The 16,296-nt window shown below is 51.3% G+C and carries 13 protein-coding genes; 4 read left to right on the top strand and 9 right to left on the bottom strand.

From position 1 onward, the window contains the following. Positions 1-136 precede the first annotated feature (136 nt). The 9 genes from LBQ00_08875 to LBQ00_08835 form a co-directional block, all read right to left on the bottom strand. A complete protein-coding gene (locus tag LBQ00_08875; protein ID MDR2018956.1) occupies positions 137-514 on the bottom strand; it encodes a DUF1844 domain-containing protein in 378 nt (125 codons plus the stop codon). Between the two features lie 9 nt (positions 515-523). After that, complete coding sequence (locus LBQ00_08870) at positions 524-1,852, bottom strand: trypsin-like peptidase domain-containing protein (protein ID MDR2018955.1); 1,329 nt, start codon at positions 1,850-1,852, stop codon at positions 524-526. 70 nt (positions 1,853-1,922) lie between these two features. Further along, positions 1,923-3,152, bottom strand: a complete 1,230-nt coding sequence (gene coaBC, locus LBQ00_08865; GenBank protein ID MDR2018954.1) for a bifunctional phosphopantothenoylcysteine decarboxylase/phosphopantothenate--cysteine ligase CoaBC — start codon at positions 3,150-3,152, stop codon at positions 1,923-1,925. 20 nt (positions 3,153-3,172) lie between these two features. Beyond that, complete coding sequence (locus tag LBQ00_08860; protein MDR2018953.1) at positions 3,173-4,372, bottom strand: D-alanyl-D-alanine carboxypeptidase; 1,200 nt, start codon at positions 4,370-4,372, stop codon at positions 3,173-3,175. Beyond that, positions 4,369-5,124: a slipin family protein gene (locus LBQ00_08855; protein MDR2018952.1), complete on the bottom strand. Its 756-nt coding sequence runs from the start codon at positions 5,122-5,124 to the stop codon at positions 4,369-4,371. Before LBQ00_08855 ends, LBQ00_08860 begins: the two co-directional genes overlap by 4 nt. Before the next feature lies 1 nt (position 5,125). Next, on the bottom strand, positions 5,126-6,415 hold the full coding sequence (locus LBQ00_08850) for a nodulation protein NfeD (protein ID MDR2018951.1): 1,290 nt from the start codon (positions 6,413-6,415) through the stop codon (positions 5,126-5,128). Beyond that, positions 6,412-6,900: a pantetheine-phosphate adenylyltransferase gene (gene coaD / locus LBQ00_08845; GenBank protein ID MDR2018950.1), complete on the bottom strand. Its 489-nt coding sequence runs from the start codon at positions 6,898-6,900 to the stop codon at positions 6,412-6,414. The genes LBQ00_08850 and coaD overlap by 4 nt, the downstream gene beginning before the upstream one ends. A 20-nt stretch (positions 6,901-6,920) precedes the next feature. Continuing rightward, positions 6,921-7,490, bottom strand: coding sequence for a 16S rRNA (guanine(966)-N(2))-methyltransferase RsmD (rsmD, locus tag LBQ00_08840; GenBank protein MDR2018949.1), 570 nt, complete (start codon positions 7,488-7,490; stop codon positions 6,921-6,923). Beyond that, positions 7,487-8,464 carry an ArsA family ATPase gene (locus LBQ00_08835; protein ID MDR2018948.1) on the bottom strand — a complete coding sequence of 326 codons (978 nt, stop codon included), beginning with the start codon at positions 8,462-8,464 and terminating at the stop codon, positions 7,487-7,489. The genes rsmD and LBQ00_08835 overlap by 4 nt, the downstream gene beginning before the upstream one ends. Positions 8,465-9,159: 695 nt before the next feature. Here LBQ00_08835 and nuoE point away from each other — a divergent pair. From nuoE to LBQ00_08815, 4 genes are all read left to right on the top strand, one after another. Next, positions 9,160-9,663: an NADH-quinone oxidoreductase subunit NuoE gene (gene nuoE, locus LBQ00_08830; protein MDR2018947.1), complete on the top strand. Its 504-nt coding sequence runs from the start codon at positions 9,160-9,162 to the stop codon at positions 9,661-9,663. Continuing rightward, the gene (locus LBQ00_08825; protein ID MDR2018946.1) at positions 9,660-11,432 is read left to right on the top strand and encodes a 4Fe-4S binding protein; all 1,773 of its coding nucleotides are present in this window, start codon (positions 9,660-9,662) and stop codon (positions 11,430-11,432) included. Before nuoE ends, LBQ00_08825 begins: the two co-directional genes overlap by 4 nt. Positions 11,433-11,448: 16 nt before the next feature. Next, positions 11,449-15,213, top strand: a complete 3,765-nt coding sequence (locus LBQ00_08820; GenBank protein MDR2018945.1) for a molybdopterin-dependent oxidoreductase — start codon at positions 11,449-11,451, stop codon at positions 15,211-15,213. 694 nt (positions 15,214-15,907) lie between these two features. Next, complete coding sequence (locus LBQ00_08815; GenBank protein ID MDR2018944.1) at positions 15,908-16,132, top strand: hypothetical protein; 225 nt, start codon at positions 15,908-15,910, stop codon at positions 16,130-16,132. Positions 16,133-16,296: the final 164 nt, after the last annotated feature.

Here is a 16,296-nt window from a genome sequence, read left to right as displayed (position 1 = left end):
CGCTTTACCCGTCTCTTTTTACACATCCGGGCAGGACTCGTGGCCGATATACTGCCGGACTAAAGCGCAACCATACTGCCACCCGACGCGAGTCCTCCGTTAAGGGTCGGGTTTTGTTGTCGTGGAGAGAATCTCTCTATTTTTCTGTGCTACTCATGCCCACATATTTCATTCTAAGATCGTAGAGCATGTTATTAATCAGCCTGTCCTCGTCATTGTTCAGATTGCCTGCGGTCTTATCCTTCAGCACTTCAATGATGCCTATGGTCTGTTTTGCGAGGGAAAGATTGATTGTTTTTTCCTTTGATATGGGATCCGGCAATTCTCCGAGATTTACCAAGACCGACGTGGATAAAGAAAGCAGCAGCGTCGAGAAGGTAAGTCCCGTGACGAAATCCTCGTGTTTTGGCGCATCATTGGGTGCCCCACGCCGCCTGCCTGCTTCCCCTGCCGCGTCGTTACGATCTGACTTTTTCTCTCTGTCGTTTACAGTGAATCCTTTTTCATCGTCCATAAAACCCCCCTAAAGCAGAGTATCAAGCTTAACCGGAGCAAAGAAGATTTCCTCGTTCCTCTTTACCTGATATAAAATATAATTCCTTTTCAAACCTTCCACCATAAAAGATTCGAAATCTTTCGTACCGGAAACCGCATTATTGTTCACTTTGAGGATCACGTCGCCCGGCAGGAGCCCGCACCTGTCCCCCGCGCTCTTGCTGTAAATCTTAGTTACCACCACGCCCTCTTTTTCCTTGAGTTTGAACTTGAGTTTTGGGTAACCTCTGATATCCGCTACCCGCATATTGCACAGGCTTTGGTCCACAGGGAGCGGGAGATAGCCTTCTACATAACTGTCGTCAATATTAAGAAACAGGGGCTTTGAATTCCTCACAATCTTGAACTGGACAACCCTGCCGACCTTCATGCTCCTTAGGACGCTGTGTGGCTTCATACCCTCTTTAATCTTTTTCCTGTTCAGTTCGATGACCCTGTCTCCCGGCTTTACGCCGTACTTGTCGGCCGGGCTGCCGGGGATGACCTTCGCCACGTAAAAGTAGGACCCTCGCTCATCTCTCCTTTTTTCCGTAAAAACGCCGAATATAGGCCTTTTTATGCCGCTTTCTAGAAACTCCGACAGCATGCGCATTACGTCATCCATGGGTATGGCAAAGCCGATGCCTTTGCCTTCGCCGTATATGGCGGTAACGATCCCCAGGGGATTGCCCTCCATATCGAGAAGAGCCCCGCCGCTATTGCCCGGATTTATCGCCGCATCGGTCTGAATGAGGTTCGCATAGACTCTTCCATCAATCTTAAGATTCCTGTCGAGAGCGCTCACAACCCCCGCCGAAATGGAGCTTGACAGGCCGAAGGGGTTGCCGATGACTATCGCTTTCTGGCCTACCCTTATGTTATGCGGTTTGGTGACCTTTAGACAGGGAAAGTCCACCTTGTCCGTCACCTTGAGGAGCGCAATGTCGAACTCGGGATCACTTCCCAACACGTATGCCTCGTACTCCTTACCGTTCATGAATTTGACCCGTATGTTGAAGGCCTTCGATATCAAATGCTCGTTCGTGACTATGATGCCTTTGGGGTCAAGGACCACGCCGGAACCCTGGTTTTCAAAAGCCTCCGCCTCATTTTCTTCGCCCAAAAATCTCTGGAATATGCTCGGCTTTCTGTTCTCTTCCGGGGTTTTCGACCATTCCTCTGTTTTTATATTGACGATCGCCTTGCTCGCCATTTCGACGACTCTTACAATTTTATCTTCTTCATCGGCGGCGTGCAGAGGAAGGATGTAGGAGACCAGCAACATAATCAGCATCGCTTGTGCCGGAATCTTCACCACTCATCCCCTGTGTGTTTCTTTGGAATTCACTTCTTGCTTCAATCCTGTCCTAATGTTCCCCGGGAAATATTTACAGCCGATCTTTCTTGACCTTTTTTCTCTTTTTGATCACCTTCTTTATGGCATCAAGGATAATGTGGGCGATCTCGTCCTTGCTTAGCATGGGCACCTGCCGAATGTTTCCTGCCTTATCGATTATGGAGACTTCATTCATATCCGATCCGAACCCGATCCCTTCTTTGGAAACGTCATTCGCCACAATGAGATCCAAGTTCTTCTTCGTCAACTTATCTTGGGCGTGGGCGAGCATATTCTCCGTCTCTGCGGCAAAGCCGACCAGGATCCGGTCGCCTTTTACCCGGCCAAGCTCGCTGATTATATCGGGATTCTTTTCCAAATCAAGGGCAATGTATTTGGCGTCGCCTTTCTTCTTTATCTTCTGGCAGCTTTCGGTCCTGCACTTGAAATCCGCCACTGCAGCGGCTTTAATAATGATGGTCGCCCGCTTGTAATGTTCAATCACGGCGCTCCTCATCTCCATGGCGGTGACCACTTCGATAACGGACATATCCGTTCTCGGCGGAGACAGATATGTCTTTCCCGTGATCAATGTTACCTCCGCGCCTCTTCTCTTTGCAATCTTCGCAATGGCGTATCCCATCTTACCCGACGACTTGTTGGTAATACATCTCACCGGATCAATGTATTCCATTGTAGGGCCTGCGGTGATAAGAATGTGCTCATTTGTGAGATCCTTCTCTGTAAAAATATCTTCCATTCTCTCAATAATCTCTTCGATTGACGGAAGCCTGCCTTTCCCCGTGGTGCCGCAGGCAAGGTCCCCGCTTCCCGGTTCAATGAACTGGAATCCGCTGTCCTTCAGTTTCTGAATGTTCTCCTGGACAGCGGCGTTTTCCCACATCTTGGTATTCATGGAGGGCACAAAGAGGACCGGCACCGTGATGGCCATTATCATGGTGGTAAGGAAGTCGTCGGCAATACCGTTTGCTACCTTGCCGATAATATTCGCCGTGGCGGGAACGATCACCACCTGATCGGCAATGTCTGACAGGGCAATATGTCCGATTTTAGAACCTGTGAGGAGCTCAAACATATTGTGGACCACCGGATTACCCGAAAGGGTCTGAAGTGTGAGAGGGGTTATAAACTCCATCGCGTTTTTGGTCATGACCACATGGACGTTCGCCCCTTTTTTTATAAATGACCGTACCAACTCGGCGGTTTTGTATGCTGCGATGCCGCCGGTTATTCCCACCACGATCTCTTTATTTCTCAACATAACCCTTAAATCCTCTCGTTTTAGATATTAAGCCCCAATCTCCTGATAAATCTCGTAAAAAGGTTTGCAGTGGGTACATGGACGGGAGAAATTACGTCGACTTTGCCCACCTGCCGGTTATCGAAGGTGATGATCATTTCGCCAATCTTCTGGCCCTCTTTCACATCTCCCTTGATCTTGTCGGCCATCACTATCTCTTTCTTTATCGTCCCTTTTTTATCGACAGCAACAGGGTAGAGGAAGTTCGCGCTAGCCACTCCTTTCAGCTTCCTTTGCTTTCCGTCCAGGAGCATTACCTCTTTATCCACGAACTCGCCTTTCTTCACGATGCTCAACATTCTGAGCTGGCCAAACGCCTTCTTCAGTTTCTCCATTGCCACGTTATCTCTGATCGGGGCCGAAGGGCTGCCCATTACCACGGCGATGAACCGTAAATCGCCTTTCTTCACGGTAGCTACCACATTAAATCCGGTCTCCCGGTAGAACCCTGTTTTCAGGCCGTCTATGCCCGCCATCTTCGTGAGAAGCTTATTGTGATTATGCATGATAAACTTGCCGTCCCTGAAGCCCTCGCTCTTTATGGATGTCCATTCAATGATTTTCGGGTATTTCAGGATTTCGCGGGCAAGGATGACAAGGTCGCTTGCGGAGGTAAAGTCTTCCTTCTGTCCCTTTGAGGGAGGAAGACCGTGGGCCGAATGGAACTCGGTGTCCGCCATATTGAGTTCCTTGGCCTTTTCATTCATGAGTCCCACAAAGGCGTCCGCGCTGCCGGCAACATGCTCCGCCACCGCATATGCCGCGTCGTTTGCCGATGCCACCATTACCGCCTTCATCATTTCTTCAAGGGTGAAGACCTCGCCTGCCTCCAGGTAGACCTGGCTCCCTCCAATCCGTGCCGCGTCGGGCGTCACGGTAATCTGGTCCGCGAGCGTGTTCTCGCCTTTGGAAACCTTTTCAAGGACAACCAGGGCCGTCATAATCTTTGTCACACTTGCAGGCGCCCGCCGTGCATGGACGTTTTCACCGTCTAAGACCGCGCCTGTGGTTGACTCCACCACGATGAAGGACTTAAAAGGCTCTTCGCTTTTTTTTGCTGCCACCCCTTTGCCCGATTGCTTAGATTGCTTGGGGAGTATGTGCTTTTTCTGCGCTGCCCGCGCATGGGTGGAGCCTATGCACATCAGTATGGCAAGTATCAGGATCCACCACTTCTTCATTTAAATTTCTCCGTGAAAACTTTAATGAGGTCAATGGGAAGAGGAAAGATTATTGTGGAATTCTTCTCCGTGGATATCTCGATAAGGGTCTGGAGGTAACGGAGCTGAAGCGCCATGGGGTTCCTGGAGAGTATGTCAGATGCCTCCGACAGCCTTGTAGATGCCTGGTATTCCCCTTCCGCGCTTATCACCTTTGCCCTTCTCTCTCTTTCCGCCTCCGCCTGACGCGCAATCGCCCTCTGCATCTCTGCGGGAAGATCGACGTTCTTCACTTCCACATTCGACACCTTGATGCCCCAAGGCTCGGTATGGGTGTCGAGGATTTCCTGGAGCCTCTCGTTGATCTTCTCCCTGTGAGAGAGGAGATCGTCAAGCTCGGCCTGTCCGAGAACGCTCCTGAGCGTCGTCTGGGAGAGCTGGCTCGTGGCATAGAGGAAATTTTCCACATCAATGACCGCCTTCAAAGGATCCATTACCCTGAAATAGACGACCGCATTCACTTTTATGGACACATTGTCCCTGGTTATGATGTCCTGAGGAGGGACATCAAGCACCACCGTCCTAAGGCTTACCTTTGTCATCTTATCAATCATGGGGATAAGGATGATGAGTCCAGGCCCCTTCGGGGTGCCTAAGACCCGTCCAAGCCTGAAAATAACCCCGCGCTCATACTCGTTAAGAATCCTGATCGCGCTCGTGAGAAAGAACACGATGATTGCAATCACGAACAACAATACTGGTAATCCGATCATTTCAGCCCCCTTTTCTCCTGACCTTCAGGGTCAGATTTTTGACTTCCACAACGATGATTTTCGCGCCTGTCTTTATCGGCTCTTCACTGGTCGCATTCCATAGCTCGCCGCGCAGGAAGACTCTCCCCGTTTCAAAAATATCCGTCTTTGCCGTCCCTTCTTCTCCGGAAAGACCCTCTTTCCCCGTCTTCACTTTTGCCAGTTGAGCCTTGATCGCGTAGGACAGCGCCCCAAAAACAAACAGGGTGGAGAGCAGGGCCACCGCCAAGATCGACTTCCATGAAATAGAGAGTATGCCCCCTGACGGCAGGTCGATAAGCATGATAGAGCCTATCACAATAGATATTACACCCGCAACTCCCAATATGCCGTGGCTTATAATCTTTAATTCCAGTATGAAGAATATGATGCCCAGGAGTATGAGAAAGACTCCGGCAAAACTGATCGGTATCACCTGGAAAGCGTAAAGGGCGAGGAGTATGGCTATTCCCCCCATCACCCCGGGGAAGACAGCCCCCGGGTTGAAGATCTCGAAAAGTATCCCGTAAATACCTATCATCATGAGGATATAGGCAACATTAGGATCACTTATGAAAGCGAGGAGCCTGTATTTGAAAGACATTTCCAAGTCAACCCTTTTCGCTCCCTTCAGCTTCAGGGTGACCACACTGCTTCTCGTCTCCACAGCCTTTCCGTCTATAGCCTTGAGCAGTTCGTCAACGCTTCCCGATATCACATCAATGACGTTCAGTTTCAGGGCCTCTGACGCCTGAATGGAGGCGCTCTCAGTCACGGCCTTCGCGGCCCACTCCTCGTTCCGCCCTCTCTTTCTTGCGATGCTCCTCACGTATGCCTCGGCATCTTTCAGTATTTTCTGCATCATTACCTTGTCTTCCGTGCCCGCTTTACCTATGCTCACCGGATGGGCTGCTCCCACGTTGGTACCAGGCGCCATGGCCGCGATATTGGCTGAAAGGAGAATAACGCACCCCGCCGAGGCGGCGCGCGCCCCGGGAGGATAGATATAGACTATCACCGGGACCTTGGATGTCATGATATCCTTGACGACATCTCTCATGGATGTGTCAAGACCGCCGGGGGTATCAAGGAGAATGACAAGACCCTCTGCGCCTTTCTCTTCACTTTTGGCAATTGATTCAGATATGAATCCTGCGGTCGCTGGGCTTATGACGCCCTGCACCCTCGCCGTATACACATCGCCCGCCTGGACAGAAAAAGCCGCAAACACGAATACGGCAGCCAGCGCGGCAAAAAGCACGGGTCTATTCATAGCAAAGCGAGCTTCTCTTTCAGTTTCTGCTCCACGATTTCCGGAACAAGCCCCTTCACAGATCCGCCGAACTGGTGGACCTCCTTGATGGTTCTGGAGCTGATAAAATAATAATCCTTACTGGTCATCATAAATAGGGTGTCCATATCTTTATTGAGGTTTCTGTTCATGGATGCCATCTGGAATTCGTACTCAAAGTCGCTCATGGCTCTAAGCCCCCTGATCACAAATCTGGCATTCACCTTCTTCGCATAGTTCACCAGCAGTCCGTTGAAGGTATCCACAAGCACATTTTCATTATGGTTGACGGACAGTCTTATCAATTCCATCCTTTCCTCAACGCTGAAGAGCGCCTTTTTCTCAATGTTGAGAGCCACGGCCACGATAACCTTGTCAAAGAGCTCAAGCCCTCTGTTCAGGATGTCGAGGTGACCGTTTGTGATGGGATCAAAAGAACCGGGGTATACCGCTACTTTACGTTTCATCGGAGACTCCTTATTATTGGTTAAAATCGCTGCAGTTTCAATATGGTAATACATGTGTCGCCATAGCGCCTTGTCGTCAGTACAGACTCCTTCCATCCTGATTCCTGAGCGCCACATACCTCTCTCTTGGAATGCTCTACCACCAGGAGCGTATTTGCACTATAAACTGCATGGTCTCTAAACAGAGAAATGGTTGCTTCCACATATTTTTTGTCGTAGGGGGGATCCATAAAAATTATATCATAAGCGAATCCCTTTTTATAAAGAAAAGGTATGGCGCGCATGGCTTCCATGTTCAAAACCTCACAGAACCCGGCCATGGACAGGGATTCGAGATTTCTCCGGATGAGGGCGCACATCTCCCTGTCCCGCTCCACGCATATTCCAGAGGCTGCCCCCCTGCTAAGCGCCTCAATCGTGAACGACCCTGCGCCCGCAAACAGGTCGAGGACGCGCTTCCCTTCCATGCTCCCGATTATGTCGAATATTGCTTTACGTACCTTCGACGGGGTGTAGCGCGCCTCGTGGCGCTCCATAATCTGAATGGATCTTCCTTTGAGGTTCCCTCCGGTAATCCGTATCCGCTTCACGTGCCACTCTCCCCGGAATCGAAAAGGGCGCGGGAGACCTCCATGATACGAGCCATGCCCTTGATCTCCCGTGGCGCGAGGCAGAGGGTGACGATATTCATATTTTTATAGACATCTCTGATGAAAGCGATGTACTGCTCCTGCATTTCCATGCGAATCCTGTGAAAATCGCAATCCGCTTCCTTTATCACGTGGTTGATGATAATGTTCTCAACAAGGATTTGATTTCTCTCAAACTCACTGATCACCCTGCCCGTCAGCTTTACTCCCAGGGCTTCGGGTATGGTAACGATCACGTACTTCGTAGTCTCCCTGTTCCTTATAAACTCAACTATCTGCCCGGAGAGGGCCTCCCAGCCCCCTATCACCTCAAGGAGCGTCCTCTTTGATCCTTTAAACCTGATCGTGTCCTTCAGCTTCTCCAGATAGCCGTAAATATTCATGTAAAACTTCGTCGCCGCCTCCATGTGCTTGAGAAAAAGGTGGGGAAGCCTTAGCAGTCGGAGTGTGTGGCCTGCAGGCGCCGTATCCCATACCACCACGTCGTATTTTCCGCTCTCCGTCAGTTCCCTGATATAGTTGAGCATGTACTCTTCTTCAATGCCCGGCGCCGTCCCGATATAGTCGACGAAATCGTAATCCACGTCGGCAAAGGACCGCACCACTTCATAGATCTCAGGCCCGAACCGTTCCTTCCATTTTTGCAACACTGCATCGGATGATATCTCAAGGGCCCACAGATTAAGTTCCGGAGAAACCTTCACTGCTTCGTTCCCAATGGGAACCTCGAAAATATCCGCGAGGGACGGCGCAGGGTCGCTTGATACGATAAGGACTTTTTTCCCATCCGCAGCCATTTTAAGGGCCATTGCAGAGGCGCAGGTAGTCTTCCCTACCCCGCCTTTCCCTCCCACCATGATCAGTTTTACATGTCCGCCGGTAATATTGATAAGTCCCATTTGCCTGCCCGCCATAATGATACCACCATGAATGGAATAGTCAAGAAATTAGAATAGTTGGAATGCTGAAAGACCGAGAGAGAACAAAGATGGGTCGCCTCTTGGGTCTCCTTTCTGCGATAGGGTCTTTCGCCTGGGCGGTGGACATCAGGGAACTGTGTTCCAAAGTTCCCTGTGTTATCCTAATCTTTTAATGATAGGCTGTTTTGTGTACATATCTTGTATATTACGCAACATATTGATACATTACGCAAATATTCCACAAGGCCGTCAGGGGAAACCTTGATTAAGCGAGCATGCTCCTCGCCCATGGTAATAATGAAGACCAGCCGAAAAAGGCCATGACCATGGCTTCCCTCCCGCCCCTTCACCCATTGTCTGGCGCATACAAAGAAAAAGAGTGGTAGCGGGCGATCCAACGCTTTACTTTGATGGACAAGTCGTGTATTTTGATTATATAAAAGGGATTAAATACCGTCACAAGCAAGCTCAAACCGCTTGTGCGGCGTCTTAAAGAATCAAGGAAGCTGCCCACGGTCAGTCGCGCTGTGTGGAACGTGGTGCGGTCAACGATTGACTGCCCGTCTTCTATGGCCCGACTTGGGAACGTTTTTTCTTTTGTGTTCCGAAACCGAACCGTGGCCCGGCGGCAGGAGATCGTGATATAGAGCAATAGAGTATATAATTATTCATCTTTTAGGAGACTGAAAATGGCGCCAAAGAACGCAAAACAAAAACAGGGAATGGACCGTTTTTCCAAATTTAAAGCCGAGGTTCTGAAGTCCCGGGACGGCAAAGGGGTGCTCATTCCGCTCCTTCAGTCCGCCCAGGAAACTTACGGCTACATCCCGGAATCGGCAATCAACCTTATCAGTAAGGCGGTGGGCATTCCTACCGCCGACATCTACGGAGTCGTCACTTTTTACTCCCAGTTCCGCCTGAAGCCGATGGGCAAAAACATTATCAAGGTCTGCGACGGCACCGCCTGTCATGTGAATTCCTCGACAGGCATTATCAGGGCCCTGGAGAGTGAGCTTAACTTAGACGGTGACGAGACGACGGATGACGGACTCTTCACTGTGCAGAAAGTTGCGTGCCTGGGCTGCTGCTCCCTTTCTCCGGTGCTCATGATCAATGACGAAACGCACGGCCGGTTGAATCCGAAGAAAGTTCAGCAGATCTTGAAGGAATATAAAGGAAGGGAGAGCGAATGAAGATGAAGACGATAAAGGTCGGACTTGGAACCTGCGGCGTATCTGCGGGCGGCGACAAAACTTACGACGCCATAAAGAAGGAGATAGCCAAGCAGAAGATAAAGGTCAACCTCAAGGAGACCGGCTGCAACGGGATGTGCTACCGCGAGCCCCTCGTGGAGATTATTGATGAGAGAAATCATTCCTTCCTGTATGGTGATGTAACCCCGGAAAAAGCGGCAAGGATTATTTCCGAGCACATCGCCGGAGGCACCCCCGTCAGGGAGTGGGTAATCAAGAATTCCCAGCCTTCGGAAGACGACTCTTTCCTGGCCAAACAGAAAAAGATAGTGCTCAGAAATTGTGGTATTATTGATCCCACCTCCCTGGACGAATATATCGCAGCGGACGGTTACAAGGCAATTCAGAAAGTCCTCTCCGAGTATACCCCTGAAAAAGTCATTGAGATCATTTCGAACTCCGGCCTCAGAGGGCGGGGCGGCGGCGGATTCCTGACCGGTTTGAAATGGAAATTCTGCCGGCAGGCTCCAGGCGACAAAAAGTATATCATCTGTAATGCCGATGAGGGCGACCCCGGTGCATTCATGGACAGAAGCACCTTGGAGAGTGACCCTCATTCCGTGCTGGAAGGCATGATGATCTGCGCGTACGCCATCGGCGCAGACGAGGGGGTCATTTACGTAAGAGCGGAATATCCTAAAGCGGTAAAGCGTCTGAAAGACTCCATAGAGAACCTCATCGCAAAAGGATACCTGGGCAGGAATATTTTCAACTCAAAGATGAACTTCACTATCAAGATCAAGGAAGGGGCTGGCGCCTTCGTCTGCGGCGAAGAAACAGCCCTTATTGCCTCCATAGAAGGCAAGCGGGGAATGCCGCGGTTCAGGCCGCCATTCCCGGCCAACAGCGGTCTCTGGGGAAAACCGACCAATATCAATAATGTGGAGACTTTCGCCAACCTCCCATGGATCATTCTGAACGGGGCCGAGGCGTTTGCATCCATGGGAACGAACGACAGCAAAGGAACAAAAGTCTTTGCTCTGGCGGGAAAGATCGCCAGGGGCGGCTTGGCGGAAGTCCCCATGGGGATCACGATCAACGAAATCGTCTTTGATATAGGCGGCGGAATAACGGAAAACAAGAAATTCAAGGCGGTTCAGATGGGCGGTCCTTCCGGCGGCTGCATACCGGCCTCCATGGGCGACCTGCAGATCGACTACCAGCAGATCAACAAAACGGGTGCCATCATGGGTTCCGGCGGCCTCGTGGTCATGGATGAGACCACCTGCATGGTGGAGATGGCAAAATTTTTCCTCACCTTCACCCAGGAGGAATCGTGCGGAAAATGCACGTTCTGCCGCATCGGGACAAAGCGCATGCTTGAAGTCCTGACGAGGATCACGGAAGGGGCCGGGGCGGAGGGCGATATCGACCTCCTGCAAAAGCTGGCCTATGAAATCAAGAACAATACGATCTGCGGCCTCGGACAGACGGCGCCGAACCCCGTGCTCACCACCCTCAAATACTTTCCTGAGGAATACGAGGCGCATATCCGAGACAAGAAATGCCCGGCCCATAGTTGCTCCGCCCTCCTCACCTACGCGATACTGTCCGACAAGTGCAAAGGCTGTACGCTCTGCGCCAAGGCATGCCCGTCGGAAGCCATTACCGGAGAAAAGAAGAAACCGCACGCCCTTGACCCGGCCCTGTGTGTAAAGTGTGGCAAGTGTTTTGAAACCTGCAAATTCGGTGCGGTGGAAAGAAACTAATTATGGAGAGCCGAGAATGACGACAAACTTCAAGATAACAATAAACGGTAATGTATATGCGGCAAGCCCCGGTCAGACCATACTTGATGTGGCGCGGGCGAATCAGATTGACAACATACCGACCCTGTGCTGGGACCCAAAGCTTCCTGCATACGGATCATGCTACCTATGTGTGGTCGAGGTAAAGGGTCTCGAAAAACTCGTGCCCTCGTGTTCAAGCCCGGCCGCAGACGGGATGGTCGTGGAGACCGATAACGCCAGGATCAGGGAATCGAGAAAGACGGCCCTGGAACTTCTTCTGTCAAACCACTATGCCGACTGCCTCGGCCCCTGTACCCAGACCTGCCCTGCGGGCGTCGATGTACAGGGATATATCGCCCTCATGGCAATGGGAAAGTTCACAGAGGCGGTGAAACTGATAAAAGAGACAAACCCCCTCCCTATCGTCTGTGGAAGGGTGTGCGTGAGGGAATGCGAGGCCGCGTGCCGCAGAAACAAGGTGGATGAGCGGGTAGGTATCGATTACCTGAAGCGCTATGCGGCTGATATTGACCTTGAACACCCTTGGACGCCTGAATTAGCGCCCGCAAACGGCAGGAAGGTGGCCGTCGTGGGTGGTGGCCCGGCTGGTCTCACGTGCGCCTATTTTCTCACCCTGAAGGGCTACAGCGTGACGCTTAACGAGGCTTCTCCCCATCTCGGGGGCATGCTCCGCTATGGCATTCCTGAATACCGTCTTCCTAAAAAGACCCTGGACCGGGAGATTAAGTGGATTACCGACCTCGGGGTTACGGTAAAGACAAAATCGGTCCTGGGAAAAAATTTCACAATAGCGTCCTTAAAAAAGGACGGGTTCGACGCGATCTTTCTCGCCCTGGGCGCCCAGGCAGGAAAGGCCATGGGTATTAAGGGAGAGGATGAGACCCCCGGCGTCATTCGCGGCGCAGATTTCCTGAGGCAACTCCAGGGAACGAAGGTTCCTGAAATATACGGAAACGTGGTGGTGGTGGGCGGAGGCAATACAGCCATTGACGCGGCCCGCTCGGCCATGAGGATGGGAGCGAATAAAGTCACCCTCCTTTATCGTCGTACGAAAAAGGAAATGCCCGCTCATGAGATGGAGATTGACGCGGCCCTTGAAGAGGGCGTGGAACTGATCCAACTCTCAGCGCCGGTAGGCATTGTAAAGAAGAAAGACGGCCGTCTTACAGCCCTTACCTGTATACGCATGGAACTTGGTGAGCCGGATGCAAGCGGCAGGAGAAGTCCGGTGGCAAAGAAGGGTTCTGAGTATAATCTGAAGGCAGACTTCGCCATTTCCGCCATCGGCCAGGATATTGACCTCGGCGCTATAAACAGGAACGGAAATCTGAAGACAAAGTGGGGAAACGTGATTGTAACAAAGGAAGGCACCCTTGAGACATCAATCCCCGGCGTCTTCGCCGGTGGAGACGTGATCACAGGACCCGCAGTCGCCATCGACGCCATAGCCCACGGCAAGATCGCCGCCGACGCAATCGAGAGGTACATTGTCTCGGGTTCCCCGGAAGAGCAGCCCAAAGGCTTTATCAGCAGGAAAGACAGCTACGGGGAGATCCCCGAGTCTGAATTTACCGATTTCGCGAAAATAAAGAAAGAAAAAATGTCCGAGATGGACGTGGCAGAGCGAATAAAGTCGCTCAAAGAGGTGGAGCTCGGCTTCACGGAAGAACAGATGGCCAACGAATGCTCGCGTTGCCTCGAGTGTGGATGCTCCGAGTACTTTGACTGTGCGCTCAGAAAATACGCGTCCGAATTCGGCGTCAACATCACCCGTTTTGTGGGTGACGTGAGGCGGCACAAGATCGACACGACCCATCCTTTTATCACCCTCGACCCAAACAAGTGCATCAACTGCGGCCGCTGTATCAGGACCTGCTCCGAAGTGATACAGGCTTCGGCCCTGGGCTTCGTGAACAGGGGCTTCAAGTCTGTAATGAAACCGGCCATGGAGAAGAAACTTCTAGAGACGACCTGCATCTCCTGCGGAAACTGCATCGCCGCATGCCCTACAGGTGCAATATCGGAAAAACTGCCCTTCCCGAAGCCGGGACCGTGGGCGTCGGAAAAAGTGGAGTCGGTCTGCGCATTCTGCTCGGTAGGCTGCAATGTGGGCTATAAAGTCTTTGCAGACCACACATTCACGATTCAGAACCTGAACGGCAGTTCTCACAATAAGGGCTATCTCTGCTCAAAGGGGAGATGGGGATACCGCTACATGTTGGAATCTGACAGACTGACCAAACCAATGGTCAGGAAAAATAGAACCCTTAGGGAGGCGGGTTGGGACCAGGCGCTTGAGTACGCCGCCGACAGGCTGAAATCGGTCATCAAGGCCCACGGGCCCCAATCGGTAGCAGTATTTGGTTCTCCCAGGATGACCAACGAAGAACTCTACCTCCTCCAGAAGTTTGTGAGGACAGGACTCAAGACCAATAATATCGGCAGCTTCACCAACATTATGAACGGTGCAGGTCAAGATGCTCTGGACGGCATGTTTGGGATCACTGCCTCCACCGCCACCATGGACGATATAAAAAAGGCCGATGTGGTCGTTGTGATCAACTCAAATCTCTCTGAGGATAATCTCATTGCCGGGTTGAAAGTGAAAGAGGCTCAAAAGACGGGAACCCGCCTCGCAACGGTAAGCTCTGCCGCCACCCCGCTCGCGAGGACCTCAAACCTCTGGATTAAACCGAAGCGAGGAACGAATACAGTCCTCATCAACGGCATCAGCAAGGCCGTGATCAATGCAGGCTCCCAGGATAAGGAATTTGTGGAGAAAAGGACGGAAGGCTTCAAAGCGTTTATGAAATCCCTCTCAAAGGCGGATGTGAGCGGAATCTCCGCCATAACAGGTGTGACCGCAGGAAAGCTTACCGAGCTTCTTGACCTTGTAGCAAACAGGAAACATAACGTTGTCATCCTTTACAGCATTGATTCTTCGACTGAGAAATCAAAGAACGACCTCAAAGCCCTCGCGAATCTCCTTATGCTTACCGGCCGTGTCGGAAAGCCCGGCAACGGGATTGTTATTCTCAGGGATTTCGCCAATTCCCAGGGTCTCTTCGACATGGGGGCCGATTCACGATATCTACCGGGCAATGTCGGGGCAAAGGACACAGAAGGCATCAAGAGAGTGGGTGCTTTCTGGGGGACCGACATGAAGGGCGTCTTCAAGCCTGTGGACCTAAGGGGCGCCATGGAGAAAGGCAAATTTAAAGCTTTGGTGATTTTCGGGGAAGACCCCTTGAGAGAGAAGACAAACAAGGCCCTCGCCGCAGGAGCTGAATTCATACTTGTGGTCGACACGGCCAGGACTGCTACCGTCGCAAAAGCCGACGTGGTCCTGCCTGCATCGCTCCCCGTTGAGACGAGCGGCACGACAACGGCCTGCGACAGAAGGGTTCAGAAGGTAACAAAAGTCTTCCCGTCCCTCACGGGCCTTGAGACCTGGCAGATCATCACGAAGCTCGCCGGAAAATTTGGAATGCCCGGAACCTATAAGACCTCTCAGGACGTCTTCAAAGAGATAAAAAAGGTCAATCCTGCATACAGAACAGTCGTGATCGGCTCTTTCTGGGGTAAAGATTTTCTGAAGAAAGCATTCCTTACAGTGGACGGCAAAGGCAGGTTCATGGCCTTGCCGGCAGATACGACGCCGGAGAACACGGCAAAGAAACCGTACCTCTATTCGGAAAAGTATTACGAGAACCAGGTAAAAGGAAGGTTAAGGACATAAGATTCATTCAAGCATAGAATATAACCGAGGCCGATGGGTGGGACACTTAGTTCGGTTTTTATGGCATTTTAATATGCTTTGCAAGAAGGTAGTGGGGGTTAATAACATATAAACGACATGCCTTCTCCGGGGACGGGAGAAGAGAAATGGTCCCTGGTAAGGCATGCGGGAACTTAGGAATCTCTGCCACATCGGCCCGGACATTATCCAAGAAAAACATCCTCCGTGTTGAATTTCTGCCTATTATGATGTGCAGGATTTTGTCGCTTAGGCGTCGCCGGAAAACAACTGCTGTAATTAATTATGTGAGATCATCGTTGAATGGCGCCCTCGTCTCTTCGCCAGACATCCATCTAAAATTAGCGTAAATATTATTATAATGTTCAAAATTGCGGATTCCCCGCATCAAATGCCGCACATGAGGTTCAATGGGAGGGGGGGAAGGCTCCTCCTTGGCTCCTCTTCGGCGCCCGACCTATTCTTACGGGACAGAGGGATTGATTAAAATGATCCTTTGCAGCTCCATTTCTTGACAAGTCCATTAATATTGCCACAATAATGGAGGGAGATAAACAGGCAGAGAGTTCCGGTGATCATGCGCCTGACGCCCCCGGTTGAGACAGAAGAGGGTATCACGGCCGCGAGCTGGTGGATAATTGCACTGTGCTAGACCCTTATCATGAGGTCTGACCTTATGAACCGGTGGAAATCAGGCGACCGACGTCCTGCCAGGTGCGCTTCTGGCAATGGCTGTTTTGAGCCTGGATTCGAGGGTAAAGGGATTTACTGCGTGGTGGAGGAACGGGAAAGGCACACCGAGAAAGGTGAACCCGCAGGTAATTTTCCCCGGCAACGGTTTCTATCGGTTGATTTAACTGGAGATAATAGTCCTCTTCAGGAATGCTGGATCGTGGTCTGACCAGTGCCTGCCGTCATCCTTTGTCAGCAACTGACTCTTTATACTATTTCCGGGACTATTGCCGGCAGGTCAACCGGGACTGAATACGGTCACCGCAGAACAATCTTACCTTTAGGTTCCTCCAGGATTCTCCCTATGACCCAGTAATCAAGGGTAAGGCTCCT

The sequence above is a fragment of the Syntrophobacterales bacterium genome (genome assembly GCA_031274925.1).
Lineage (GTDB): Bacteria > Desulfobacterota > Syntrophorhabdia > Syntrophorhabdales > Syntrophorhabdaceae > PNOM01.
This window is presented reverse-complemented; position numbering and strand designations above follow the sequence as displayed.